General features: G+C 64.0%; 21 protein-coding genes and 1 pseudogene. 16 read left to right on the top strand and 6 right to left on the bottom strand.

Annotation, left to right across the window (positions count from 1 at the left end; all coding sequences use genetic code 11):
• Positions 1-32: 32 nt before the first annotated feature.
• From nuoE to ACTHJ1_RS13915, 12 genes are all read left to right on the top strand, one after another.
• Positions 33-524 (top strand): NADH-quinone oxidoreductase subunit NuoE, encoded by a 492-nt coding sequence (nuoE, locus tag ACTHJ1_RS13860; RefSeq protein WP_440193308.1) that lies wholly within the window; start codon positions 33-35, stop codon positions 522-524.
• Positions 521-1,885, top strand: coding sequence for an NADH-quinone oxidoreductase subunit NuoF (nuoF, locus tag ACTHJ1_RS13865; protein ID WP_440193310.1), 1,365 nt, complete (start codon positions 521-523; stop codon positions 1,883-1,885). The genes nuoE and nuoF overlap by 4 nt, the downstream gene beginning before the upstream one ends.
• A gap of 15 nt (positions 1,886-1,900) precedes the next feature.
• On the top strand, positions 1,901-4,225 hold the full coding sequence (gene nuoG, locus ACTHJ1_RS13870) for an NADH-quinone oxidoreductase subunit NuoG (RefSeq protein WP_440193312.1): 2,325 nt from the start codon (positions 1,901-1,903) through the stop codon (positions 4,223-4,225).
• Positions 4,225-5,301 (top strand): NADH-quinone oxidoreductase subunit NuoH, encoded by a 1,077-nt coding sequence (gene nuoH, locus ACTHJ1_RS13875; RefSeq protein ID WP_440193314.1) that lies wholly within the window; start codon positions 4,225-4,227, stop codon positions 5,299-5,301. The genes nuoG and nuoH overlap by 1 nt, the downstream gene beginning before the upstream one ends.
• Positions 5,302-5,321: 20 nt before the next feature.
• Positions 5,322-5,810, top strand: a complete 489-nt coding sequence (gene nuoI, locus ACTHJ1_RS13880) for an NADH-quinone oxidoreductase subunit NuoI (protein ID WP_440193316.1) — start codon at positions 5,322-5,324, stop codon at positions 5,808-5,810.
• Positions 5,811-5,828: 18 nt separating this feature from the next.
• Complete coding sequence (locus ACTHJ1_RS13885) at positions 5,829-6,470, top strand: NADH-quinone oxidoreductase subunit J (protein WP_440193318.1); 642 nt, start codon at positions 5,829-5,831, stop codon at positions 6,468-6,470.
• Positions 6,467-6,775: an NADH-quinone oxidoreductase subunit NuoK gene (gene nuoK / locus ACTHJ1_RS13890; protein ID WP_330915428.1), complete on the top strand. Its 309-nt coding sequence runs from the start codon at positions 6,467-6,469 to the stop codon at positions 6,773-6,775. The genes ACTHJ1_RS13885 and nuoK overlap by 4 nt, the downstream gene beginning before the upstream one ends.
• A gap of 17 nt (positions 6,776-6,792) precedes the next feature.
• Positions 6,793-8,814: an NADH-quinone oxidoreductase subunit L gene (gene nuoL / locus ACTHJ1_RS13895; protein WP_440193320.1), complete on the top strand. Its 2,022-nt coding sequence runs from the start codon at positions 6,793-6,795 to the stop codon at positions 8,812-8,814.
• Positions 8,811-10,313: an NADH-quinone oxidoreductase subunit M gene (locus tag ACTHJ1_RS13900; RefSeq protein WP_440193322.1), complete on the top strand. Its 1,503-nt coding sequence runs from the start codon at positions 8,811-8,813 to the stop codon at positions 10,311-10,313. Before nuoL ends, ACTHJ1_RS13900 begins: the two co-directional genes overlap by 4 nt.
• 9 nt (positions 10,314-10,322) lie before the next feature.
• Positions 10,323-11,801 carry an NADH-quinone oxidoreductase subunit NuoN gene (nuoN, locus tag ACTHJ1_RS13905; RefSeq protein ID WP_440193324.1) on the top strand — a complete coding sequence of 493 codons (1,479 nt, stop codon included), beginning with the start codon at positions 10,323-10,325 and terminating at the stop codon, positions 11,799-11,801.
• A gap of 199 nt (positions 11,802-12,000) precedes the next feature.
• A complete protein-coding gene (locus tag ACTHJ1_RS13910) occupies positions 12,001-12,327 on the top strand; it encodes a DUF2818 family protein (RefSeq protein WP_440193356.1) in 327 nt (108 codons plus the stop codon).
• Positions 12,328-12,402: 75 nt separating this feature from the next.
• A complete protein-coding gene (locus ACTHJ1_RS13915; protein WP_440193326.1) occupies positions 12,403-12,972 on the top strand; it encodes a nucleotidyltransferase family protein in 570 nt (189 codons plus the stop codon).
• On the opposite strand, the gene serB is transcribed toward ACTHJ1_RS13915, so the two are convergent.
• The gene (gene serB, locus ACTHJ1_RS13920) at positions 12,969-13,835 is read right to left on the bottom strand and encodes a phosphoserine phosphatase SerB (RefSeq protein ID WP_440193328.1); all 867 of its coding nucleotides are present in this window, start codon (positions 13,833-13,835) and stop codon (positions 12,969-12,971) included. The two genes, ACTHJ1_RS13915 and serB, sit on opposite strands and share 4 nt — an antisense overlap.
• 87 nt (positions 13,836-13,922) lie before the next feature.
• Complete coding sequence (mfd, locus tag ACTHJ1_RS13925) at positions 13,923-17,468, bottom strand: transcription-repair coupling factor (protein WP_440193330.1); 3,546 nt, start codon at positions 17,466-17,468, stop codon at positions 13,923-13,925.
• 31 nt (positions 17,469-17,499) lie between these two features.
• Here mfd and ispD point away from each other — a divergent pair, with 31 nt between their 5' ends.
• Positions 17,500-18,189: a 2-C-methyl-D-erythritol 4-phosphate cytidylyltransferase gene (gene ispD / locus ACTHJ1_RS13930; protein WP_440193332.1), complete on the top strand. Its 690-nt coding sequence runs from the start codon at positions 17,500-17,502 to the stop codon at positions 18,187-18,189.
• The gene (gene ispF / locus ACTHJ1_RS13935) at positions 18,186-18,698 is read left to right on the top strand and encodes a 2-C-methyl-D-erythritol 2,4-cyclodiphosphate synthase (RefSeq protein ID WP_440193334.1); all 513 of its coding nucleotides are present in this window, start codon (positions 18,186-18,188) and stop codon (positions 18,696-18,698) included. The genes ispD and ispF overlap by 4 nt, the downstream gene beginning before the upstream one ends.
• A gap of 135 nt (positions 18,699-18,833) precedes the next feature.
• Here the strand turns inward: ispF and ACTHJ1_RS13940 are convergent, their stop codons facing one another.
• Genes ACTHJ1_RS13940 through ompR form a run of 3 tightly spaced genes read right to left on the bottom strand, consistent with a single transcriptional unit; the run spans position 18,834 to position 21,567 of the window.
• Positions 18,834-19,382 (bottom strand): peroxiredoxin, encoded by a 549-nt coding sequence (locus tag ACTHJ1_RS13940; RefSeq protein WP_440193336.1) that lies wholly within the window; start codon positions 19,380-19,382, stop codon positions 18,834-18,836.
• 18 nt (positions 19,383-19,400) lie between these two features.
• A complete protein-coding gene (gene risS, locus ACTHJ1_RS13945) occupies positions 19,401-20,846 on the bottom strand; it encodes a sensor histidine kinase RisS (RefSeq protein ID WP_440193338.1) in 1,446 nt (481 codons plus the stop codon).
• The gene (gene ompR / locus ACTHJ1_RS13950) at positions 20,833-21,567 is read right to left on the bottom strand and encodes an osmolarity response regulator transcription factor OmpR (protein ID WP_440193340.1); all 735 of its coding nucleotides are present in this window, start codon (positions 21,565-21,567) and stop codon (positions 20,833-20,835) included. Before ompR ends, risS begins: the two co-directional genes overlap by 14 nt.
• Positions 21,568-21,721: 154 nt before the next feature.
• On the opposite strand from ompR, the gene tsaB reads away from it, so the two are divergent.
• On the top strand, positions 21,722-23,029 hold the full coding sequence (tsaB, locus tag ACTHJ1_RS13955; protein WP_440193342.1) for a tRNA (adenosine(37)-N6)-threonylcarbamoyltransferase complex dimerization subunit type 1 TsaB: 1,308 nt from the start codon (positions 21,722-21,724) through the stop codon (positions 23,027-23,029).
• Positions 23,026-23,898: a uracil-DNA glycosylase family protein gene (locus ACTHJ1_RS13960; protein ID WP_440193344.1), complete on the top strand. Its 873-nt coding sequence runs from the start codon at positions 23,026-23,028 to the stop codon at positions 23,896-23,898. The genes tsaB and ACTHJ1_RS13960 overlap by 4 nt, the downstream gene beginning before the upstream one ends.
• Positions 23,899-24,043: 145 nt before the next feature.
• Here the strand turns inward: ACTHJ1_RS13960 and ACTHJ1_RS13965 are convergent.
• Positions 24,044-24,602, bottom strand: a pseudogene (locus tag ACTHJ1_RS13965) (lysophospholipid transporter LplT); the annotation flags it as partial.

The following is a 24,602-nucleotide window of genomic DNA, read 5'->3' on the forward strand; positions in this document are numbered from 1 at the left end:
ATCGGTCCCGCACCCATCCGGATTCCCCAACTATGCTGCTTTCCGCACAGGCCTATCAGAAAATCGATCGGGAGCTCGCCAAGTTCCCGGCCGACCAGCGGCAGTCCGCCATCATGGCCGCGCTTGCCATTGCGCAAGACGAAAAAGGCTGGCTGTCTCCCGACATCCTCGAAGACGTGGCGAAGTACATCGGCGTTGAGCCGATCGCCGTGCAGGAAGTCGCCACCTTCTACAACATGTTCGACGTCGCCCCCGTGGGCAAGCACAAGATCTCGGTATGCACCAATCTGCCGTGCGCCCTGCGCTCGGGTGAGCGCGCCGGCGACTATCTCAAGCGCAAGCTGGGCATCGACTATCGCGAGACCACGGCCGACGGCCAGTTCACGCTGATCGAAGGCGAATGCATGGGTGCCTGCGGCGATGCGCCGGTGCTGCTGGTCAACAACAAGCATATGTGCGTGCAGATGAACGAAGAAAAGCTCGACGCGCTGGTCGATGCGCTGAAGAAAGGGGAGGCCGCATGAGCGCCCTGTATCAATCCCTCTCGCACGGGCTGCAGGCCACGCCGCACGGCACCGATCTGGCAAGCTCGATGGCGCTGCATGGCCGGCACATCAATCCGCAGATCATGGCCGACGTCAACGGCGAAAACTGGCGCCTGGCCGATTACGTCAAGCGCGGCGGCTACGAGGCCCTGCGCAAGATCCTGACCACGGGCATGAAGCCCGAGGACGTGATCGCCGAAGTCAAGACTTCGGCCCTGCGCGGCCGCGGCGGCGCGGGTTTTCCGACCGGCCTGAAGTGGAGCTTCATGCCGCGCACCTTCCCGGGCCAGAAGTACCTGGTCTGCAACTCCGACGAAGGCGAGCCCGGCACGTTCAAGGATCGCGACATCCTGCGCTTCAATCCGCACATCGTGATCGAAGGCATGGCCATCGCGGCGTACGCCATGGGCATCAGCGTCGGTTACAACTACATCCACGGCGAAATCTTCGAGGTGTACGAACGCTTTGAAGAAGCGCTGGAAGAAGCGCGCGCCGCGGGCTTCCTGGGCGACAAGATCCTGGGCTCGGAATTCAATTTCCAGCTGCATGCCTTTCACGGCTACGGCGCCTACATCTGCGGCGAAGAAACCGCGCTGCTCGAATCGCTCGAGGGCAAGAAGGGCCAGCCGCGCTTCAAGCCGCCGTTCCCGGCGAGCTTCGGTCTGTACGGCAAGCCCACCACCATCAACAACACCGAGACTTTCGCGGCGGTGCCCTGGATCATCCGCAACGGCGGCCAGGCCTATCTCGAGGTCGGCAAGCCGAACAACGGCGGCACCAAACTATTCTCGATCACGGGCGACGTCGAGCGTCCGGGCAACTACGAGATACCGATGGGAACGCCTTTCCCCGAGCTGCTGGAACTGGCCGGCGGCATGCGCGGCGGCAAGAAGCTCAAGGCGGTGATTCCCGGCGGTTCGTCCGCGCCGGTGCTGCCCACCGACATCATGATGGACTGCACCATGGACTACGACTCCATCGCCAAGGCCGGCTCCATGCTGGGTTCTGGCGCGGTCATTGTCATGGACGAGACCCGCTGCATGGTCAAATCGCTGCTGCGCCTGTCGTACTTCTACTTCGAAGAAAGCTGCGGCCAGTGCACGCCGTGCCGCGAAGGCACCGGCTGGCTCTACCGCATGGTCCATCGTATCGAGCACGGCGAAGGCCGTCCCGAAGATCTGGATCTGCTCGATAGCGTGGCCGGCAACATCATGGGCCGCACCATATGCGCGCTGGGCGACGCCGCCGCCATGCCGGTGCGCGGCTTTCTCAAGCATTTCCGCGACGAATTCGCGCACCACATCGAGCACAAGTCGTGTGTGGTCCCGCACTATCTGTAAGCCTCAGGAACAGCAATGGTTGAAATAACCGTCGACGGCAATAAGGTCGAAGTCCCCGAGGGCAGCATGGTCATGCATGCTGCCCAGAAGATCGGGCTCTACGTGCCGCACTTCTGCTATCACAAGAAACTGTCCATCGCGGCCAACTGCCGCATGTGTCTGGTCGAGGTCGAGAAGGCGCCAAAGGCTCTGCCGGCCTGCGCCACGCCCGTGACCAACGGCATGGTGGTGCATACCCAGTCCGAGAAGGCCCGTGCCGCGCAAGAGTCGGTCATGGAGTTCTTGCTGATCAACCACCCGCTCGACTGCCCGATCTGCGATCAGGGCGGCGAGTGCCAGCTGCAGGATCTGGCGGTGGGCTACGGCAAGTCCACCTCGCGCTACAAGGAAGAAAAGCGCGTGGTCTTCCACAAGGAAATGGGGCCGCTGGTGTCCGCCGAGGAAATGGCCCGCTGCATCCAATGCACTCGTTGCGTGCGCTTCGGCCAGGAGATCGCCGGCGTGATGGAACTGGGCATGGTGGGCCGCGGAGAACACTCCGAGATCACCACCTTCGTGGGACGCAGCGTCGAGTCCGAACTGTCGGGCAACATGATCGACATCTGTCCGGTCGGTGCGCTGACCTCCAAGCCTTTCCGCTACAGCGCCCGCACCTGGGAGCTGGCGCGCCGCCGCTCGGTCAGCCCGCACGACAGCCTGGGCGCCAATCTGGTGGTGCAGGTCAAGGACGATGAAGTCCTGCGCGTCGTGCCCTTCGAAAACGAAGCCATCAACGAGTGCTGGATCAGCGACCGCGACCGCTTCTCGTACGAAGGCCTGAACAGCGAAGACCGCCTGGCGCTGCCCATGATCAGAAATGCGGACGGCAGCTGGCGTGAAGCCTCCTGGTCTGACGCGCTGCAGGCTGCGGCCCAAGGCCTGACCCGCGCGCGTGACGGCGCCGGTGCGGGCCAGATCGGCGCGCTGGCCACCGAATACGCCACGACCGAAGAGTTCGCGCTGCTGGGCCGCCTGATGCGCGCCCTGGGTTCCGAGAACGTCGACTTCCGTCTGCGCCAGACCGACGCCGGTTTCGATGCTGCGCTGTCCGGCGCGCCCTGGCTGGGCATGCCCATCGCCGAGGTGGGCAACCTGGACCGTGTGCTGATCGTCGGATCCTTCCTGCGCAAGGACCATCCGCTCATCGCCCAGCGTCTGCGCCAGTCCGCCAAACACGGCACGCAGATTTTGCTGATCGACGGTTCGGCCGACAATCAATTGATGCCCGTGACCGCGCGCATCACCACGGCGCCCTCGGGCATGGCGAACGCCCTGGCCGAGGTGGCCGTGGCGCTGGCCCAGGCCAAGTCGATGGCCGTGCCGGCCGAGTTCTCTCAGGTGGTACCGAGCGACGAGGCCAAGCGCATTGCGGCCAGCCTGGCCTCGGGTTCCAACACCGCTGTTTTCCTGGGCAATATGGCCGTGAATTCTCCGGCTGCCTCCACCCTGGCCGCCAACGCAGGCGTGCTGGCCAACCTGGCCGGCGGCAAGCTCGGCTTCCTGACGTCCGGCGGCAACACCGTGGGCGGCTACCTGGCCGGTGCCGTGCCGGAGCGTGGCGGCAAGACGGCGGCGGCCATGTTGGCCGAGCCGCTCAAGGCTTACGTGGTGCTTCATGCCGAGCCGCTGCTCGACGCCGACAACGGCCCGCAAGCCGTGGCCGCGCTCAAGAATGCGTTCTCCGTTGCGCTCACTTCTTACCGTTCGGCTGCGCAAGACTGGGCCGACGTGATGCTGCCGGTTGCGCCGTTCACGGAAACCTCCGGCACCTTCGTCAACGCCGCAGGCACGGCCCAGAGTTTCAAGGGCACTGTCGCGCCGTTGGGCGAGAGCCGCCCGGGCTGGAAGGTGCTGCGCGTGATGGGTAACGTGCTGCAGCTGTCGGGCTTCGAAGACGAAAGTTCCGAGTCGGTGCGCGATGCCGTGCTGGCCGGCGGCATCGAAGCCCGCCTGTCCAACCAGATCAAGGCGTCTCCGGCTGCGCGCGCCGCGTCCGGCGGCCTGGAGCGCCTGGCCGATGTGCCGATTTATCGCACCGATGCCATCGTGCGCCGCTCCGGTCCGCTGCAGGCCGCCCCGGCCTCGAGCGCGCCGGTGGCTCGCCTCAACGGCGCGACGCTGTCGCAGCTGGGCCTGTCCGCCGGTGCGCAGGTGCGCGTCAAGACGGCTGCAGGCTCGGTGGTCCTGGATGCGGTTCAAGACGACGCCGTAGCCGTTCGTGCCGTGCGCATTGCGGCGGCTTTCGAGCAGACCGCCCCCTTGGGCGGCTCCTTCGGCGAAATCAGCGTGGAGCGTGCCTGATGAATTGGCTTGATGTACTCGAAACCCACGGCGCGGCCCTGCTGGGCCCGACCGTCTGGCTGGTGGTCTGGACCATCATCAAGATCGTCGTGATCGCCATTCCGGTGATCCTGTGCGTGGCCTACCTCACCTTGTGGGAACGCAAGATGATCGGCTTCATGCACATCCGGCTGGGCCCCACGCGCGTGGGTCCCAAGGGGTTGTTTCAGCCCTTCGCCGACGTGTTCAAACTGATCACGAAAGAAGTGGTGGTGCCTTCCCAAGCCAACAAGATCCTCTTCATTATCTCGCCGGTGGTAGTGCTCATGCCCGCGCTGGCTGCCTGGGCAGTCGTGCCCTTTTCCCCCGAAGTGGTGCTGGCCAATGTCAACGCCGGTCTGTTGTACGTCATGGCCATCACCTCGGTGGGCGTGTATGGCGTGATCGTGGCGGGCTGGGCGTCGAACTCCAAATACGCCTTTCTGGGCGCGCTGCGCGCTTCGGCGCAGATGGTCTCGTACGAGCTGGCCATGGGCTTCGTGATGGTAGCCGTGCTGCTGGTCTCGGGCAGCCTGAACATGACCGATATCGTGACGGGGCAGGGCAAAGGCTGGTTCGCCGATCACGGCTTGACCTTCCTGTCGTGGAACTGGCTTCCGCTTCTGCCGCTGTTCGTGATCTACGTGATCTCGATGGTGGCAGAAACCAACCGCCATCCCTTCGACGTGGTCGAAGGCGAATCGGAAATCGTGGCCGGCCACATGGTCGAATACTCGGGTACGGCCTTCGCGCTGTTTTTCCTGGGCGAATACGCCAACATGATCTTCCTGTCGTGCATGGCGTCGATCATGTTCCTGGGCGGCTGGATGTCGCCGTTGCACTTCGCGCCTTTCACCTTGATTCCCGGCTTTGTCTGGCTAGCCATCAAGACCTTCTGCGTGGTGTCGCTGTTCATCTGGTTCCGCGCGGCTTTCCCGCGTTACCGCTACGACCAGATCATGCGCCTGGGCTGGAAGATCTTCATCCCGCTGACCGGCGTGTGGCTGGTCGTGGTGGCGATCTGGATGCAGACGCCCTGGAATATTTGGCACCACTGATCGGGCTGACGAGACGAATTATGGAAGCGATCAAGGATTTTTTCGGCAGCCTGCTGCTGTCCGAGCTCTTCAAGGGCATGAAGCTAACGGGCAAGTATTTCTTCAAGCGCAAGATCACGCTGCGCTATCCCATGGAGAAAACGCCCATGTCGCCGCGATTCCGCGGACTGCACGCGCTGCGCCGCTATCCCAACGGGGAAGAGCGCTGCATCGCCTGCAAGCTGTGCGAAGCGGTGTGCCCGGCCATGGCGATCACCATCGAATCGGACGTGCGTGAAGACGGCACCCGCCGCACCACGCGCTACGACATCGACCTGACCAAGTGCATATTCTGCGGCTTCTGCGAAGAAAGCTGTCCGGTGGACTCCATCGTGGAAACGCACATTCACGAATATCACGGTGAAAAGCGCGGCGACCTGTACTTCACCAAAGACATGCTGCTCGCCGTGGGCGACCGCTACGAAGCCGATATCGCCAAGCGCCGGGCCGAAGACGCGCCTTACCGCTGAGCCGGGGTATAGACAGACATGACCTTTACTACCTTCCTGTTTTATCTGCTGTCCATCGTCCTGGTGATCTCGGGGTTCCGGGTCATCACGGCGCGCAGCCCCGTGACCGCCGTGCTGCACTTGATCCTGGCCTTCGCCAACGCGGCCATGATCTGGATGTTGCTGGGGTCCGAGTTCCTGGCGCTCTTGCTGGTGCTGGTTTATGTGGGCGCAGTGATGGTGCTCTTCCTCTTCGTCGTGATGATGCTCGACATCCGGGTCGATCATCTGCGCCGCGGTCTCAAGACCTACCTGCCGCTGGGCCTGGTCGTGGGCGGCGTCATGGTTCTGGAAATGGCCTTTGTGCTGTTCTCGACCTGGGGGCAGGACGCCAAGCCGACCGCGGTCGCCGACAACTACAACAACGCTCGCGCTCTGGGCGAGGCCATGTACGGCCACTATGTTTACGGCGTCGAGGTGGGCGCCGCGATTCTGCTGGTGGGCATGGTGGCCGCCATTGCGCTCACCCTGCGCGGCCGCAAGTCGCAGGCCAAGTACAACGATCCGTCCGCCGCCGTGCGCGTGAAAGCCAAGGATCGCTTCCGCATGGTTCAGATGAAGGCCGTCAGCAATCGCGACGCCGATTCGTCCGCACAGGCCGAACAAGGAGAAAAGCAATGACGCTGACGCTGGCTCATTACCTGGTCCTGGGGGCGATCATGTTCGCCATCGGGATCTTCGGCATCTTCCTGAATCGCCGCAATCTCATCATCCTGCTGATGTCCATCGAGCTGATGCTGCTGGCCGTCAACATGAACTTCGTGGCTTTCTCGAGCTGGGCCGGCGACACCGCCGGTCAGGTGTTCGTGTTCTTCATCCTGACTGTCGCCGCCACTGAGTCGGCTATCGGTCTGGCCATCCTGGTGCTGTTGTTCCGCAACCTGAGCACGATCAACGTCGATGAACTCGACCGCCTCAAGGGCTGACGGAGTATCGGAAGAAAATGTCTAGCTCCCCTAATCTCTATCTGCTGATCGCCCTGGCCCCGTTGCTGGGAGCCAGCATCGCGGGCCTGTTCGGTACAGGTTTCCTGGGCCGCTTCGTCAGCCGCCGCGGCGCGCACAGCATCACCATTTTGTTGGTGCTGGTGTCGACCGTCGGATCGTTCATCGTTCTCAAGGACGTGCTGGCCGGCCATACCTACGACGGCGTGGTCTACACCTGGAGCATGGTCGGCAAGATCCCCATGCAGATCGGTTTCCAGATCGACGCGCTGTCCGCGCTGATGATGGTGGTGGTCACTTTCGTTTCGCTGATGGTGCACATCTACACCATCGGCTACATGGCCGACGATCCGGGTTACACGCGCTTCTTCGCCTACATCTCGCTCTTCACCTTCTCGATGTTGATGCTGGTCATGTCCAACAACATGGTTCAGCTCTTTTTCGGCTGGGAAGCGGTGGGCCTGGTGTCGTACCTGCTGATCGGTTTCTGGTACACCCGCCCCACGGCGATCTTCGCCAACATGAAGGCCTTCCTCATCAACCGCGTCGGCGACTTCGGCTTCGTTCTGGGTATCGGCCTGCTGTTCGCCTATGCCGGTTCGATGCACTATGCCGACGTGTTCACGCAGGGCAGCAAGCTGGCCGGCATGAAGCTGCCGGGCTCGGACTGGTCGCTCATCACCGTGGCCTGCATCTGCCTGTTCATCGGCGCCATGGGTAAATCGGCCCAAGTGCCGCTGCATGCCTGGCTGCCCGATTCGATGGAAGGCCCCACGCCGATCTCGGCGCTGATCCACGCCGCCACCATGGTGACGGCTGGTATCTTCATGGTCGCGCGCTTCTCGCCGCTCTTCGAATACTCGAACACGGCCCTGTCGTTCATTATCGTGATCGGCGCCATCGGCGCGCTGTTCCTGGGCATCCTGGGCATCATCCAGAACGACATCAAGCGCGTGGTGGCATATTCCACGCTGTCGCAGCTGGGCTACATGACCGTGGCGCTGGGCGCGTCGGCCTACTCGGTGGCGATCTTCCATCTGATGACACACGCCTTCTTCAAGGCGCTGCTGTTCCTGGGCGCCGGGTCGGTCATCATCGGCATGCACCATGACCAGGACATCCGCAATATGGGCGGTTTGTGGAAGCGCATGCCCATTACCTGGATCACCTTCCTGATCGGCACGCTGGCCCTGGTGGGTACCCCGTTCTTCTCGGGCTTCTACTCCAAGGAGCACATCATCGAGGCGGCGGGCGCGGCCAATGTGTGGGGCGCGGGTTTCGCCCACTACGCCACGCTGATCGGTGTGCTGGTGACTTCGCTGTATTCCTTCCGCGTGTACTTCCTGGTGTTCCACGGCAAGCCGCGCTATCCGGCGCATGGCCACGATCACGGTCACGGCCATGACGCGCATGGCCATGGTCACGACGACCACGGTCACGGCCATGAGCCGCACGAGTCGCCCTGGGTGGTGACATTGCCGCTGGTCTTGTTGGCGATTCCTTCGGTGGTGATCGGTGCTCTGGTGATCGACCCGCTGCTGTTCGGCAATTTCTTCCATGGCGTCATCACCGTGCTGCCGCAGCATCCGGCCATGGCCGAGATGCAGCACGACTGGCACGGCTGGGTCGACTTCGGCCTGGAGGCCTTTACCTCGCTGCCTTTCTGGCTGGTGGTGGCGGGCTTCGTGATCTCCTGGTATTGCTACCTGATCAACCCGAAGGTTCCGGCGGCGATCAAATCCAGCCTGTCCGGCGTGTACAAGCTGCTCGACAACAAGTACTACGTCGACTGGTTCAATGAACAGATCATCGCGCGCGGCGCGCGCTGCCTGGGCCATGGCCTGTGGCAGAGGGGCGACCGCGCCACCATCGACGGCCTGATCAACGGCTCGGCCCGCCTGGTGGGCCGGGTGGCTTCGGTTTCCCGTCGCCTGCAGTCCGGCTATATCTACCACTACGCGTTCGCGATGTTCATCGGCATCCTGGCGCTGGTGACTTTCTTCGTGCTGATTCCCCAATGATGGCAAGCGAGATGGCATCCAATCACTTTCCCTGGCTCACGCTCGCGATCTTCGTCCCGATCGTCTTCGGCCTGCTGGTGCTGGCGCTGGGCGGAGACGACAAGCCTGGCTTCACGCGCAAGCTGTCCCTGGTCGGCGCGATCGTCAGCTTTCTGGTGACGATCCCGCTTTACACGGGTTTCGACAACTCGACGGCCGCCATGCAGTTCGTCGAGAAGGCTTCATGGATTCCGGCCTTCAACATCAATTACCACCTGGGTGTCGACGGCATCTCGCTGTGGTTCGTGCTGTTGACCGCGTTCATCACGATCATCGTTGTCCTGGCTGGCTGGGAAGTCATCACCAGCCGCATCGCCCAGTACATGGCGTCCTTCCTGATCCTCTCGGGTCTGATGGTCGGCGTGTTCTGCGCGCTGGACGGCATGCTGTTCTACGTCTTCTTCGAAGCCACGCTGATCCCGATGTACATCATCGTGGGCGTGTGGGGCGGACCGAACCGCGTGTACGCCGCGTTCAAGTTCTTCCTGTACACGCTGATGGGCTCGCTGTTGACGCTGGTCGCGTTCATCTACCTGTGGCATGCCTCGGGCGGTTCGTTCGACATACTCACCTGGCAGCAGACCAAACTGGCCTACACGCCGCAGGTCCTGGTCTTTTTCGCGCTGCTGGCGGCCTTCGCCGTCAAGGTGCCGATGTGGCCGGTGCACACCTGGCTGCCGGACGCCCACGTCGAGGCGCCCACAGGCGGTTCTATCGTGCTGGCGGCGATCATGCTCAAGCTGGGCGCCTACGGCTTCCTGCGCTTTTCGCTGCCCATCACCCCCGACGCGTCGCATGGCCTGAGCTGGCTGATCATCGCGCTGTCGCTGATCGCGGTGATCTACATCGGTCTGGTGGCGATCGTGCAGGACGACATGAAGAAGCTGGTGGCGTACTCGTCCGTGGCGCACATGGGCTTTGTCACCCTGGGCTTTTTCATCTTCAATACGGCCGGCACCGAGGGCGCCATCGTGCAGATGATCTCGCACGGTTTCGTGTCGGGCGCCATGTTCTTCTGCATCGGCGTGATGTATGACCGCGTGCATTCGCGCCGCATCGCCGACTACGGCGGCGTGATCAACGTGATGCCGCGCTTTGTCACCTGCTTCGTGCTGTTCTCCATGGCCAACAGCGGTCTGCCCGCCACCAGCGGTTTCGTGGGCGAGTTCATGGTCATCATGGGCGCGGTCCAGCACAACTTCTGGGTGGGCCTGATGGCCGCCACGGCGCTGATCCTGGGGGCGGCCTATTCGCTCTGGATGGTCAAGCGCGTTGCTTTCGGCGACATCACCAACGAGCATGTGCGCGAAATGAAAGACGTCAATTGCCGTGAATTCTTCATTCTCGGCGTTCTGGCGATCGCCGTTCTGTTCATGGGTATTTATCCCAAGCCCTTTACCGACGTGATGCACGTGTCGGTTCAGGCCCTGCTGCAACACGTGGCGGTCTCGAAACTGTAAGACTGGACAATGATGCAATCCCATTTCGACTTCGCCCTGGCGCTGCCCGAGATCCTGCTGCTGATTTTCGGCCTGGCTATCTTGCTCATCGACGTGCTGAGCAAGCATCCCGAGCGCAAGACCACCTTCTATGCGACGCTGCTGGCGCTGGCTGTGCTGTTCGTGGTGACGCTGATTCAGTGGAAGCATGGCGCGCATGGCAAAACCTTCGACGGCTTGTACGTGGCCGACCCGCTGGCACACCTGATCAAGCTGGTGTCCTACGTGGCGGTGGCCGTGACGCTGATCTACGGCCGCTGCTACTCCCAGGCGCGCGACATGCTCAAGAGCGGCGAACTTTACGTGCTGACGCTCTTTGCCCTGCTGGGACAGATGGTAATGATCTCGGCCGGCAACATGTTGTCGGTGTACCTGGGCCTGGAGCTGATGTCCTTGCCCCTGTACGCGCTGATCGCCCTGCGGCGCGACAACACGACGGCCACCGAGGCTTCCATGAAGTACTTCGTGCTGGGCTCGCTGGCCTCGGGCTTCCTGCTGTATGGCATGTCGATGATCTACGGTGCCACCGGTCATCTTGATCTGGCCGAGATCGCGGCTGTCATCCAGTCCGGCCATGCGGCGCATCAGATGGCGCTGGTCTTCGGTATTGTGTTTCTGGTGGCCGGCCTGGCCTTCAAGCTGGGTGCCGTGCCCTTCCATATGTGGGTGCCCGATGTCTACCAGGGTTCGCCTACGGCGGTCACGTTGATCCTGGGCGCGGCGCCCAAGCTGGCCGCCTTCGCCATCACGCTGCGGCTGCTGGTTGAAGGCTTGCACGGTCTGGCGGTCGACTGGCAGCCCATGTTGATGATTCTGGCGGTGCTGTCGCTGGCCATCGGCAACCTGACGGCCATCGTTCAGAGCAATTTCAAGCGCATGCTGGCTTACTCGACCATTTCGCACATGGGCTTCGTGCTGCTGGGCTTGTCGGCCGGCGTGGTAGGTGCATCGGCGGGCGGCTACGGCGCTTCGCTGTTCTACATGATCGTCTACGTGCTGACGACGTTGGGCACATTCGGCATGGTGCTGGTACTCTCGCGCCAGGGCTTCGAGTGCGAAGAGATCGAAGATCTGAAGGGTCTGAACCGTCGCAGCCCGTGGCGCGCCGCGATCCTGCTGCTGCTGATGTTCTCGCTGGCCGGCATTCCGCCGCTGGTGGGTTTCTATGCCAAGCTGGTCGTGCTGCAGGCGCTGGTGCAGCAGGGGCAGGTGACTCTGGCCGTCATCGCGGTGATCTTCTCGCTGATCGGCGCTTTCTACTACCTGCGCGTGGTCAAGGTCATGTATTTCGACGAACCGGCCGAAGACGCGGGCGCAGTGTCGCCCGTACCTTGCGGCGTGCGCGGGGTGATGTCGCTCAATGGCTTGCTGATCATTCTGCTGGGGGTTCTGCCTGGCGGATTGATGGCGGCTTGCATGCAGGCTATTCAGGTTTCTTTGTTGCATTGATCGATTGATCTTTTAAACCCGGGTTCTTCAGCCGCCGAGGCTGCGCTGCGGCAATCCGATGTTCGTCGCTTCCGCACCCTGCGGCAGGCCACCCGAGCTTCGGATTCCAGCGGGATCCTCGGCGCGGCGCTGGGTAGATTGATGCAAAATGAAATGGCCATTCCATGCGAATGGCCATTTGTATTTGGGGTGCATGCCTGTGACGCAGTCTGTGGCAGTCTGGTTGCTTATCGCGTTGGCACTGCTTAGCGCCAACCTGCCTTTTCTAAGCGAAAAGGTGTTTGCCATGCTGCCGTACCGACGGCGCGGCAGGGCGGACGCAAAGCCTTTCTGGCTGCGGCTGATCGAGGTGCTGGCGTCTTATCTGATCGTAGGCGCGGTCGGATTCGCGTTCGAAAGTTCCCTGGGCAACCGCTTTTCGCAAGGGTGGCAGTTCTATGCCATTACCCTCTGTCTTTATCTGGTGATGGCCTATCCGGGGTTTGTGTACCGGTATCTGTATCGACGCGCGTCGCGGCGATCGTGACAGGAGTGGCGCGCACGAGACGGCGCCGCGCATGAACCGGCGTTTTTCGGCATAACGAAACAAGAGGATTGCCTGATGCAGAAGCCGGTTGTCGTGATCCTCGCGGCGGGGCGGGGCGAACGCTTTCTGTCGTCAGGAGGCAAGACTCCTAAGCTGGATGCGCTGCTGGGCGGCGTGCCCGTGCTGGAATATGTGTTGCGCGCGACTCGGGCGAGCGGACTGCCTTGGCATGTCGTGCGGCCTGCCGACGATACGCGAGGCATGGGAGATTCGATTGCGAAAGGCATACGCGCGACAGCGGGCGCGCCGGGCTGGCTGATACTGCCTGCAGACCTGCCTTTGGTGCGGCCCGATACGCTGGCCCTGGTAGCGGCAGGTCTGGCTTCGCATCGCGTCGTGGTTCCGCACGATTGCGGAACCCGGGGGCATCCGGTGGGGTTCGCGGCGGAATGCTTCGATGCGCTGGCCGCATTGTCCGGCGATGCGGGAGCGGCGCATATCGTGCGGGAATGCCGGCGGGCTGGTCTTGCGCTGGATCTGGAGGTCGATGATGCGGGTATCCACCGAGATGTGGACACGGTACAGGATCTGGATCGGGTCGAAGCGTGGTTGAACGCGCTTGGCGGCGGTGCGCGGAAAGCTTAAGCCTCGAACCAGTTCAACACGGCATCCAACCCGCAGTGGCTCAGCGCGTAGGGTGCCTGCCGCCGGACCAGGGGCTTGGCGTGGTAGGCCACGGCAAAGCCGGCCAGGGCGAGCATCTTCAGGTCGTTGGCGCCGTCTCCCATCGCGATGATCTGATCGGCCTGCGTGGCGCCGTGTTCAATGGCGAAGTCGCGCAGATAGGCGGCCTTGGCCTCGGCATCGAGAATGTCGCCCAGCACCTTGCCGGTCAGTTTTCCGTCGTCGTCGATTTCCAGGGTATTGGCGTGGGCGGCGGTGAGATTCAGCCGCTCGCGCAGGCGATTGGTGAAGTAAGTGAAGCCGCCCGAAACCAGAAGGGTCTTGATGCCGGCGGCGTGCGCCGAGGCGAGCAGGCGTTCGGCGCCCGGATTCAGGCGCAGCTTGTCGTGATAGATGCGCTCGAGCACGTTGGCCTGCACGCCGGCGAGCAGCGCGGTGCGCCGCCTGAGACTGTCGGCAAAGTCGGCTATTTCGCCGCGCATGGAGGCCTCGGTGATGGCCGCCACTTGTTCGCCGCGACCGGCGTAGGCGGCGATTTCGTCGATGCACTCGATATTGATGAGAGTCGAGTCCATGTCCATGGCCAGCACCCGACAGTCGGAGAGCCTGCGTGCGGCGGGAACGAAGGCGGCGTCGACGCGATGGGCATCGGCCCAGGCTTGAGTTTCCTGCCGGGTTTGCGCGTCGGTGTCGACGTCGAGCAGGCGCATGGCGGTCTGGCTGAGGCGGACGATGCCTTCGGCGCTGGAGAGCGCAGCCAGGTGTTCGGCGTGGCTGTCGGTAAGCGCGGGGGATTGGATGACTAGATTGATGGTGGTGGTCATGGTTCTTGCTTGCTATCGGTGTGCATGAGGTCTGCAAAAAACAAGTTCTTTACCGTCCGTCCAGGCGCGCCGGGTCGGCGTTGCAGGTTAACGCAGTGCCCTCAGCAGCCCCTTGATGGCGTCCACGCGCTGGCTGACTTGCTGGGCGGTGAACTCCACACGCAGCTTGTCCTGTCCGGAGAAGCGGATGTGCTTTTGCTTTTGTACCAGTTCGATCATGCGGAGCGGATCGACGGTGGTTTTGGGGCCGAATTGCAGCACGGCCTGCGTTTCGCTCGCGTCGATCTTGGTGATGCCCAGCGGCACGGCCCACAGACGGATTCGGTGAGTGGCCAGCAGCGTTTGAGCGGATTCGGGAAGTTTGCCGAAACGGTCGATGAGCTCTTCCTGAATGGCGATGAGGTCGTCCTCGTCTTGCGCGTGCGACAGGCGCTTGTAGATGGCCAGGCGGCCGTGCACGTCGGCGCAATAGTCCGAAGGCAGCAGCGCGGGGGCATGCAAGTTGACTTCGCAGGCCAGATTGAACGGCGCGTCCAGGTCGGGCTCTTCGCCGGCCTTCAGCGCGCGCACGGCTTCGTTGAGCATCTCGTTGTACATGGAGAAGCTCACTTCCTGGATGTTGCCCGATTGCGAGTCGCCCAGGATCTCGCCGGTACCGCGGATTTCCAGGTCGTGCATGGCCAGGTAAAAGCCCGCCCCCAGCTCTTCCATGGCCTGGATGGCTTCCAGGCGTTTTTTTGCGTTGCTGGTGATGGCGTCATCGCCCGGCGTGAGCAGGTAGGCATAGGCCTGATGGTGCGAGCGGCCCACGCGGCCGCGCAGCTGGTGCAGCTGGGCCAGGCCGAAACGATCGGCGCGGTGGATCACGATGGTGTTGGCCGAGGGCACGTCGATGCCGGTCTCGATGATGGTAGTGCACAGCAGCACGTTGAAGCGCTGCTGGTAGAAATCTTTCATCACCTGTTCGAGTTCGCGCTCGGGCATTTGGCCGTGCGCCACGCCGATGCGGGCTTCGGGGACCAGTTCTTGCAGACGCGCGCGGCGGTTGTGGATGGTCTCGACCTCGTTGTGCAGGAAATACGCCTGGCCGCCGCGCTTGAGTTCGCGCAGCAGGGCTTCGCGCACGGTGCTGCCGTCTTCGCGGCGTACGAAGGTCTTGATGGCCAGGCGCTTTTGCGGCGCCGTGGCAATGACGGAGAAATCGCGTATGCCCTCGAGAGACATGCCCAGCGTACGCGGGATGGGCGTGGCGGTGAGGGTGAGCACATCGACCTCGGCGCGCAGGGACTTGAGCGCCTCTTTCTGACGCACGCCGAAACGGTGCTCCTCGTCGATGATGACCAGGCCCAGGCGCTTGAACTTGACGTCTTTGGAGAGGATCTTGTGCGTGCCGATGACGATGTCCACGCGGCCGTCGTTGATGCCTTCGACGGCGGCCGCGACTTCCTTCGCCGAGCGAAAGCGCGACAGCTCCACCACGCGCACGGGCCAGTCGGCAAAGCGGTCGGCGAAGGTCTGCGCATGCTGCTCGGCCAGCAGCGTGGTGGGGCAGAGCAGGGCGACCTGCTTGCCGTTGGCCACCGCCAGGAATGCAGCGCGCAGCGCCACCTCGGTCTTGCCGAAGCCCACGTCGCCGCATACTAGGCGGTCCATGGGTCTGCCCGAGATCATGTCGGCGATGACTGCCTGGATGGCCGCGGCCTGGTCGGGCGTCTCCTCGAAGCCGAAACCCTCGGCAAAGGCCTCGTAGTCGGTGAGCGGCAGCTTGAAGGCGTAGCCCTCGCGCGCGGCGCGCTGGGCGTACAGGGCCAGCAGTTCGGCCGCCGTATCGCGCACTTGCCTGGCCGCCTTGCGGCGCGCCTTGTCCCATTGCCCCGAGCCCAGCTGGTGCAGCGGCGCGGCGTCCGGATCGGCACCGCTGTAGCGGGCAATGACGTGCAACTGCGAAACAGGCACGTAGAGCGTGCTGCCGCTGGCGTATTCGAGATGCAGGAACTCCATCTCGCCTTCGCCCATGTCCATGTTGACCAGGCCGTGGTAGCGGCCGATGCCGTGCTGGGCGTGCACTACCGGGTCGCCCTCGCGCAGCTCGGCCAGGTCGCGCACCATGGCTTCGACGTTGCTGGTGCGTTCTTGAGAGCGCTTGCCGCGATGGGCGGCCGTATGACCGGGATAAAGGTCGTTCTCGGTGAGAAAGACCAGATCGCCCGCGGGGACGGCAAAGCCGCCGGCCAAGGGAGCAACGGTCAGGCCGAAATGCGCGTCGGTAGCCAGAAATGCCTGGATGGTATCGGTCTGCACGCCCGGCGCCAGGTCTTGCTCGGCCAGCATCTGGGCCAGGGTTTCGCGCCGACCGGCCGAATCGGCGCATAGCAGTACACGGCCGGGCTTGCCGAGCAGGGCGCGCAGCTTGGCGACGGGATCCTCGGCGCGGCGCGAGACGGCGACATCCGGCGCACTGGCGAATATGGCTCCCTCGCTGCGCACGTCGTGCTTGCCAGCCCGCGAGGGGGGCCGCTCTCCCTCGGGCATCCCGGCGGCGGCTTCGGGATGATTGCGCTCGTCGGCGATCGCCAGGCGTGGAAAGACGCGCAGGCGCTCGAACAGGCCTTCTTGGTCGAGAAAGAGCGCTGGCGGGGCCAGCACGGGTCGTTCGCGGTCGCTCTTGAGGAATTGATGGCGGCTGGCCGTGTCCTGCGCGAAGCGCTGCATGGCGCTGTCGATATCGCCCAGGGTGACGACAATGGTGTCCGGCGCGAGATAGTCGAAGAGCGTGGCCGTCTGTTCAAAAAAGAGCGGCAAGTAGTACTCGACGCCAGCGAATGCGATGCCGTTGCCGATGTCGCGATAGGGTACGGCGCGCGAGGGGTCGCCTTCGAACACTTCGCGAAAGCGCGCGCGGAAATGATTGCGCGCCGCTTCGTCCATGGGAAATTCGCGGCCGGGCAGCAACTGCACTTCGCGTACCGGATAGAGGCTGCGCTGCGTGTCGACGTCGAAAGCGCGGATGGATTCGATTTCGTCGTCGAACAGGTCGAGCCGGTAGGGTACGGCCGAACCCATGGGGAAGAGGTCGATCAGCCCGCCACGCAGACAGAACTCGCCGGGCGCGGTGACCTGCGTGACATGAGTGTAGTTGGCCAGCACCAGTTGCGCGCGCAGTGCGCCTTCGTCGAGTTTGTCCTTCTGGCGGAACGAAAACGTGTAAGCCGCCAGGAACGAGGGCGGCGCCAGGCGGTACAGCGCCGTGGTCACCGGCACGGTCAACAGATCGACCTCGTGCCTGGTCAAGGCATTGAGCGTGCGCAGGCGTTCGGAAATCAGGTCCTGGTGCGGCGAGAAGACGTCGTAGGGCAGGGTTTCCCAGTCGGGCAGCTGGCGCACGCGCAGGCCCGGCGCGTAGAGCGGGATTTCCTCTGCCAGGCGCTGTGCTTCCAACGGATCTGCGGTGAAGACGACCAGGGGGCGTCCTGCTTTTTGCGCCAGGGTGGCGAGCATCCAGCCGTCGGCCGAGCCGGGTGGGCGCGGCCTGGCATAGCGGGTACCGGGCTTCAGGGCGGCGAGCGTGTCGGCGACGGTGCCGTCGGCGGGCAGCGGCGCGACGGGGGCAGTGTAGGGAGAGGAATCAGCCATTAGGTCTGTGATTATAAAATGGCCCTCACATATGACTGCTTCCCTGATCGCTCTTGTTCCCGCGGCTGGCATAGGCGCCCGCGCCGGCGGCGACTTGCCCAAGCAATATCGCCCGCTCAAGGGCCAGCCCATGCTGCGCCTGGCGGTGCAGGCCCTACTGGCCGATCCGCGTGTTGTCCAGGTGCGCGTGGCCGTTTCCGAGGGAGACGGCTGGGTGGATGAAGCGTTGCGCGGTCTGCCGCGCACGGTATGGCGGGCGTGCGGCGGACCGACACGAGCCGACACCGTGGCACGGGCCCTGGCCGACTGCAAGGCGGCGGACTCGGATTGGGTGCTGGTGCACGACGCGGCGCGCCCTGGTCTGCCGGCACAGGCGCTGGCGCGTTTGATCGACACTTGTCTGCAGGACCCCGTCGGCGGCTTGCTGGCCCTGCCCGTGCCCGACACGGTAAAGCAGTCTGCGGTTGAAGCGGACGGCCGCGAAGCCGTGGTTCGCACCGTCGATCGCGACGGCCTCTGGCTGGCGCAGACGCCGCAAATGTTCCGTGCCGGTATGCTGCGCGACGCCTTGGCGGCTGCGTCGGCGAGCGGCGCAGCCGTTACCGACGAGGCGTCGGCGATGGAGGCTGTCGGCCGCATGCCCCGACTGGTGCGAGGTCATGCGCGCAATTTCAAGATAACCTGGCCCGACGATTTCGATCTGATGGAAAAATGGCTATGAATGTTCCTTTTCGCGTGGGCCAGGGCTTCGATGTGCATGCGCTGGTGGAGGGCCGTGCGCTCATTCTGGGCGGCGTGACGATTCCGCATACGCATGGGCTGCTGGGCCATTCCGACGCCGACGCGTTGCTGCATGCCGTGACCGACGCGCTTTTGGGCGCGGCGGGCCTGGGCGACATAGGCCGGCATTTTCCCGACACCGATCCGCAGTACCGGGGCGCCGACAGCCGAATGCTGCTGCGCGCAGCCATGGCCAGGGTGCGCCAGGCGGGGTGGTTTGTGGTCAATGTGGACGCCACGGTGCACGCACAGGCGCCCAAGATAGGCCCGCACGCGCAGGCCATGGCGGCCAATATCGCGGCCGACTTGCAGCTTGAATCCGATGCGGTCAACATCAAGGCCAAGACCAACGAAGGCCTGGGCTATCTGGGACGCAAGGAAGGGATCGCCGTGACGGCGGTGGCGCTGCTGGGCCGCATCCCGCCTGCGGAAGCCGTGGGCGGGCCCTGATCGTCAGTCAGACGAAGCATCCGGAGCCGAAGCGTAGCGAGGCGGATGCGAGCTCACCTTCGAGCGCAGCGCTCAGGCTGCGTAAACCGGGCTCTTCGACGGACGGCGGTTTAACGGCAACGCGACTGGCCGAGGCTACAGCGTATCGCCGCCCACCTTGCGGTTGCAGGCGCACAGGCCGCCGGTCTGCAGGCCGTCGAGTATGCGCAGGACTTCCTCGGGGTTGCGGCCAACATCCAGATTGTTGACCGACACGTGCTGGATGATGTTGTCGGGGTCGAAGATGAACGTGGCGCGCAGGGCCACGCCGCTGTCTTTTTCGCGGATGCCCAACTGGTCGATCAGCGAGCCGCCGGTATCGCCGAACTGATAATGGCCCAGCTTGTCGAGGTCGGGGTGCTCGCGGCGCCAGGCCAGCTTGACGAATTCGTTGTCGACCGAACCGCCCATAAGAATGGCTTCGCGTTCGGCGAATTCCTCGGCCAGCCTGTCGAAGCCCGCGATCTCGGTCGGGCAGACGAAGGTGAAGTCCTTCGGATAGAAGTAGATGACCTTCCATTTGCCCGGGAAAGAGCTTTCGGTGATGTCCTCGAAAGCCGAAATGCCGTTTTCCTCGTGATGATTGAAGCCGGGTTTGACGCCCGTGACTTTGAACGATTCGAGCCTGTCGCCAACGGTTTTCATACGATCTCCTTGATAGTCCTACGCGGTATCGGCGTCCGGTTGGTAGCTTTTGGATTTTGCCCTGGGCAGCTCAATGCGCGCGGTCAGGCCGCCCCCGCTGCGCGGCAGCATGCGCAGCGAACCGCCCGCGTGCTTGAGCAGGCGCTCGACAATGGCCAGTCCCAGCCCCGAGCCGCTGACGCCGGTGCGCGCGGCTTCGCCGCGCGAGAAGGGGCGCAGCAGGCGTTCGACCTCTTCGGGGGCGATGCCGGGGCCTCGGTCCGAAACTTCGATCGCCAGTGTATTGCCTTCGGATTGCACGGTCATGACCAGGTGCGCCTGCCCGTCGGACGAGCGGCCGTAGCGGCGCGCGTTTTCGATCAGATTGCCGACGATGCGCTTCAGGTCGAGCGCCGTGATGCGGGCGCGCAGATTCGGTTCGATGCGGGCGTTGAGTTCGCCGCCAAGCGAGGCGGTATGAGCGCGTTCTCGCTCGAAAAGATCGCTCAGAACCGCGGAGATGTCGGTGGCCGTCTGCGGCAGTGTGCCTGCCGGACGCGCATACTCCATGAGCTGGCCGATGCTGTGGTCGATCTGGCGCAGGTCGTTGTCGATGGCTTGCCGCGCGTCTTCGGTGACCTCGCTCATTTCGATTTCCAGGCGCATGCGCGCCAGCGGCGTGCGCAGATCGTGCGAAATGCCGGCCAGCATCAATTCGCGGTCGGTATCGGTTTGCCGCAAATCCCTGGCCATGCGATTGAAGGCCGTGTTGAGATTGCGGATTTCCAGAGGCCCTTGTTCGGGCAGGGGGGCAGGCGTTTCGCCGCGCGACAGCACTTGGGCGGCTCGCGCCAGCCGCGATAGCGGCCGGTTGACGAAGCCCACGCTGATGGCCGAGCCGACCAGGGACAGCAGGAGCGCCGTGGCGCCCCATCCCAGCCATTCGATGCCGCCGGTCAGGCCTATCTGCTCGCGCTCGAACACCAGCCAGTACAGGTTCTGGTTGATCTGGAAACTCACCCAGAAGCCGGGCACCTGGTTCACGCCCCAGGCGATCTGCGTGTCGGGGCCGAACCGCATGCGGATCTGCTGCGCTACGCGCTGCCAGTAGTCGTCGTTGGGTAGGGGTTCGGTGAAGTCGGTGACCTCGCGCGGATAGACCTGAATGCCTTCGTTGGTGGCCAGATCCAGCAGAAGCTTGCTGCGTTCGTCGGTATGCGCATAGACCAACGCCGTGCGGGTGATGTTGACGGCCGTGATGACACGCTGCGCCATCTGGTTGGTGCGCGGTCCCATTTCCATGCTGAAGAACACCTGCAGCCAGGCTCCGAGGCTGACCAGCATGAGAACCGCGAGCAGCAGAAAGGTGCGGCCGAACAGCCCCAGCCTCACACGTGAGGCCAGGATGCGGGTCAGCCGCTTGAGGCGATGGGTGGAGGAATCGGCTTCCTGCCCGGCCTGATCGGGAGGTTCAGTTGCCGCCATCCGGAACGAAGACGTATCCCAGGCCCCAGACCGTCTGGATGAAGACCGGCTTGGAGGGATTGGGTTCGATCAATTTGCGCAGGCGCGAGATCTGCACGTCCAGGCTGCGGTCGAAGGCTTCGTATTCGCGACCGCGTGCCAGCTCCATGAGCTTGTCGCGCGAGAGCGGGATCTTGGGATGCCGGGCGAAGACCTTGAGCACCGAGAACTCGCCGGTGGTGATGGGTACCGGCTCGTTGTCTTTGGTGAGCGTGCGGGTGGACAGGTTGAGCAAGTAAGGCCCGAAGGCGATGGACTCGTTTTCCTGGCTGGGGGCGCCGGGGTGCTCTTCCGTGCCGCGGCGGCGCAGGATGGCATTGATGCGGGCCAGCAGCTCACGCGGATTGAAAGGCTTGGACAGATAGTCGTCGGCGCCCATTTCGAGGCCGACGATGCGGTCTATCTCTTCGGCCTTGGCCGTGAGCATGATGATGGGCGTGTTGTCGTGTCCGCCGCGCAGCCGGCGGCAGATGGACAGGCCGTCTTCGCCGGGCAGCATCAAGTCGAGCACGAGCAGATCGAAGTGTTCGCGCTGCCAGAGCTTGCCCATTTCCTTGGCGTCTTCGGCGACGAATACGTTGAAACCCTGTTCCGACAGATAGCGCCGCAGCAGGTCGCGCAATCTGGGATCGTCGTCAACGATGAGGATTTTGCGGATGGGGGTGGTGGCTGGAGTATTCATGGCGGTAAATGTAACAGCGGTGCGGAGCCGGATTAGTGTGTGTTTATAACAATATATTACATATTGCACTGAATCCTGGAAACCCCCCATGGAGATTTCGAAATCCCGTTTGCCACCCGTCTTGCCGAGCGCCGATTACGTACAATTCTTTCCCATGAAGCTCAACCTGCTGGCTTTCGAAACCTCTTCTTCTCGCTGCGGCGTGGCACTGCTTCGCGACGCCGGCGACGGTTCGCCGCGGGTCGTCCAGCTCGAGCACGAGGGCACACAGGAGCACGCTGAACGCCTGCTGCCCATGGCGGACGAACTGCTGGCGAGCGCCGGCCTGGCGCCGGCCGATCTGCACGCCGTGGCTTTCGGCCAGGGGCCGGGAGGCTTTACCGGTCTGAGAGTGGCCTGCGGGGTGGCCCAGGGCGTGGCGCTCGGGCTGGGTGTGCCCGTGCTGCCGGTCGTGTCCCATCTGGCCGTGGCCGAGGACGTTCAGGCCGGGCCGGATGACGCGATCCTGGTGGCGCTGGACGCCCGTATGACGGAGGTCTACCTGGCAGTGTACGTATCGGAGCCTCCGCAGAAATCCGCCGCAGGAGAAACGCCGGCCTGGCGGGTCCTGCAGGCTCCGATGCTGATTGCGGCCGAGGAGGTCCTGCCCTGGGCCTTGCATCGGCTTCCCGTCTGGTCGCAGGAGGCTGGCCGAGACCTGTCGCTGTGCCTGGCCGGCGATGCCTGGCAGGCCTACCCCGCAGCCATGCCCGCGGCAGGGCTGCAGTGCGCACCGCTGGGGCGGCCGCGCGCCGCCACGGTGGCGCATCTGGCCCGCCAGAGCTGGCTGCGCGGCGAGGCGCTGCCTCCCGAAGAAGCCGCGCCGCTGTACGTGCGCGACAAAGTCGCTTTCACCACGGCCGAGCGTGTGGGCGGGCTCGGCGGCAATCCGCGCGCGACCCGCGCGCTGCCGGCAAATGAACCTGTCCTGCAGATGATGACTCAGGACGATCTGGACGAGGTGACGGACTTGGAAGCCCAGGTCCAGGCCTTTCCCTGGACGCGAGGCAATTTCGAAGATGCGCTGAAGTCGGGCTACCCGGCCTGTGTGCTGCGGCACGGCTCCAGGCTGGCGGGTTTTTGCGTGCTGATGGCGGCGCCCGACGTGACGCATCTGCTGGTGATCGCCGTGGCCGGTGACCTTCAGCGGCATGGGCTTGGCCGTCGTCTGGTCGAGTGGTGTCAGGCGCAGACCCTCGAGGTCGGCGCGGAAGGCATCGTGCTGGAAGTACGGCCGTCGAATGAGCGCGCGCGCCGCTTCTACGAACGGCTGGGGTTTCAGCAGATCGGTATGCGCAAGGGGTATTACCCCGCCGCTAAAGGACGTGAAAATGCATTGGTGCTGCGACGTGACGTCGTGGCGTCGGCGCGGGGCGACGCCGCGACGCATGACCATGCTGTGCCGACGGGTGGGAGCGCATGATGGCCGCCGGGGCGACGCCGCGCGTCAATCCGCTGCAGCGCCTGTGGCTGCGCGAGATCGGCATCGAAAAGACCTGGCTGAGGCAGGACGAACCGGTCGCCCCTCCCGGGCCGCCCGCGCCGGTGCGGGCCGATACGAAGGCAGAAAGGCAGACTGAAGCTTCGCCCGTCGTTGCCCGGCCGGCAGGCGCTGCCGCGCCCAGCCCGGAGATCCGCATGCCCAGACCGGCGCCTGTGCGGTCCGCGCCCCCTGCATTAGCGGCCTCCACCGCGCCGGCGCCCGAGGTCGACCCGGACCGGGCCGCGCGCGTGGCTCAGGCCGACCTGGAAACCCTGCGGGAGATGGTGTCCGGCTGCGAGGCCTGTGGCTTGTGCCGCAGCCGCCGCAAAGCCGTCGTCGGCATGGGGGCGTCCGCGCCGCGTTGGATGGTGGTGGGCGAAGCCCCGGGCGAACAGGAAGATCGCCAGGGCCTGCCTTTCGTGGGTCGCTCGGGACAACTGCTCGACGCGATGCTCGCGGCCGTGGGCATGAACCGCCAGAACGACGTGTTCATCGCCAATGTGATCAAGTGCCGCCCGCCCGGCAATCGCAATCCCACGCCGGAAGAGATCGCCGCGTGCAGCCCCTATCTGATGCGGCAGATCGAGTTGCTCAAGCCCGAACGCATCCTGGTGCTGGGCCGCTTCGCCGCCCAGACCTTGCTCGACACCGACGCCACCATCGGCAGCCTGCGCGGCCGCATTCATACCGTGCGTGCCGGCGGCCGCGACATTCCCGTGGTGGTGAGCTATCACCCCGCCTATCTGCTGCGCAGTCCGTCGGAAAAGGCGCGCAGCTGGCAAGATCTGAGGCTGGCCGCAAAGCTTTGATCGCAGCATCAGGCGTTGTTGAGCCAAAAAACGCGATTGCGCAAATCAATCTCGACGCTCAAGCGCCCGAACGGAGAGGGCCACGCAATCTCAGCGGTCCGGTGACTCGGGCAGCGTTCGTAAGTACTGCGTGACCGCGGCGCAATCAGTCGTTCCTATCCAAAGCCTGGCCGTGCCCCGCCATTCCGATTTCACGTTCCAGTTCGGGACACGCCTTCATGTTGCGCCGGCTCCAGGCCATGAAGATCAGCATCAGCACGAAGACGATCAGCCCGAATAGAACGATGATCAGGTTGATCGGCAGCTTGAGCCACAGCAGCAGCGTGTAGACGGCCACCATGACCAGAATGTTGATCTGCTCGTTGAAGTTCTGCACGGCGATCGAATGCCCGGCCGAAAGCAGCACGTGGCCGCGATGCTGTAGCAGCGCGTTCATGGGCACCACGAAAAAGCCGGCCAGACCGCCCACCACCAGCAGCAGCGTATAGACGCTCCAGGTCGAGTAGGCCAGGGGCATGAACAGCACCACAAGCCCCATCAGCGCGCCGACGGGCAGCACGCACAGCGTGCGGGACAAGGGGATGCGCCCGGCCAGGATGGCGCCCACGATGGTTCCGGCTGCGGCCACTCCCATGAGAATGGAGGCCTGATCGAGGCGATAGCCCAGGTGGCGCTTACCCCACTCGATCACGATGAGCTGGAGC

It is taken from the genome of Bordetella sp. (assembly GCF_051960075.1).
GTDB lineage: Bacteria > Pseudomonadota > Gammaproteobacteria > Burkholderiales > Burkholderiaceae_B > Bordetella.

What these genes read in the sequence shown, in the direction of transcription:
- nuoI (WP_440193316.1), top strand. Translation starts at nt 5,322, where the DNA reads ATGGAAGCGATCAAGGATTTTTTCGGCAGCCTGCTGCTGTCCGAGCTC.
- nuoN (WP_440193324.1), top strand. Translation starts at nt 10,323, where the DNA reads ATGATGCAATCCCATTTCGACTTCGCCCTGGCGCTGCCCGAGATCCTG.
- ACTHJ1_RS13915 (WP_440193326.1), top strand. Translation starts at nt 12,403, where the DNA reads ATGCAGAAGCCGGTTGTCGTGATCCTCGCGGCGGGGCGGGGCGAACGC.
- ompR (WP_440193340.1), bottom strand. Translation starts at nt 21,567, where the DNA reads ATGAATACTCCAGCCACCACCCCCATCCGCAAAATCCTCATCGTTGAC.
- ACTHJ1_RS13900 (WP_440193322.1), top strand. Translation starts at nt 8,811, where the DNA reads ATGATGGCAAGCGAGATGGCATCCAATCACTTTCCCTGGCTCACGCTC.
- ACTHJ1_RS13960 (WP_440193344.1), top strand. Translation starts at nt 23,026, where the DNA reads ATGATGGCCGCCGGGGCGACGCCGCGCGTCAATCCGCTGCAGCGCCTG.
- nuoE (WP_440193308.1), top strand. Translation starts at nt 33, where the DNA reads ATGCTGCTTTCCGCACAGGCCTATCAGAAAATCGATCGGGAGCTCGCC.
- nuoG (WP_440193312.1), top strand. Translation starts at nt 1,901, where the DNA reads ATGGTTGAAATAACCGTCGACGGCAATAAGGTCGAAGTCCCCGAGGGC.
- mfd (WP_440193330.1), bottom strand. Translation starts at nt 17,468, where the DNA reads ATGGCTGATTCCTCTCCCTACACTGCCCCCGTCGCGCCGCTGCCCGCC.
- tsaB (WP_440193342.1), top strand. Translation starts at nt 21,722, where the DNA reads ATGAAGCTCAACCTGCTGGCTTTCGAAACCTCTTCTTCTCGCTGCGGC.
- nuoH (WP_440193314.1), top strand. Translation starts at nt 4,225, where the DNA reads ATGAATTGGCTTGATGTACTCGAAACCCACGGCGCGGCCCTGCTGGGC.
- ACTHJ1_RS13940 (WP_440193336.1), bottom strand. Translation starts at nt 19,382, where the DNA reads ATGAAAACCGTTGGCGACAGGCTCGAATCGTTCAAAGTCACGGGCGTC.
- serB (WP_440193328.1), bottom strand. Translation starts at nt 13,835, where the DNA reads ATGACCACCACCATCAATCTAGTCATCCAATCCCCCGCGCTTACCGAC.
- ACTHJ1_RS13885 (WP_440193318.1), top strand. Translation starts at nt 5,829, where the DNA reads ATGACCTTTACTACCTTCCTGTTTTATCTGCTGTCCATCGTCCTGGTG.
- ispF (WP_440193334.1), top strand. Translation starts at nt 18,186, where the DNA reads ATGAATGTTCCTTTTCGCGTGGGCCAGGGCTTCGATGTGCATGCGCTG.
- nuoK (WP_330915428.1), top strand. Translation starts at nt 6,467, where the DNA reads ATGACGCTGACGCTGGCTCATTACCTGGTCCTGGGGGCGATCATGTTC.
- ispD (WP_440193332.1), top strand. Translation starts at nt 17,500, where the DNA reads ATGACTGCTTCCCTGATCGCTCTTGTTCCCGCGGCTGGCATAGGCGCC.
- nuoL (WP_440193320.1), top strand. Translation starts at nt 6,793, where the DNA reads ATGTCTAGCTCCCCTAATCTCTATCTGCTGATCGCCCTGGCCCCGTTG.
- risS (WP_440193338.1), bottom strand. Translation starts at nt 20,846, where the DNA reads ATGGCGGCAACTGAACCTCCCGATCAGGCCGGGCAGGAAGCCGATTCC.
- nuoF (WP_440193310.1), top strand. Translation starts at nt 521, where the DNA reads ATGAGCGCCCTGTATCAATCCCTCTCGCACGGGCTGCAGGCCACGCCG.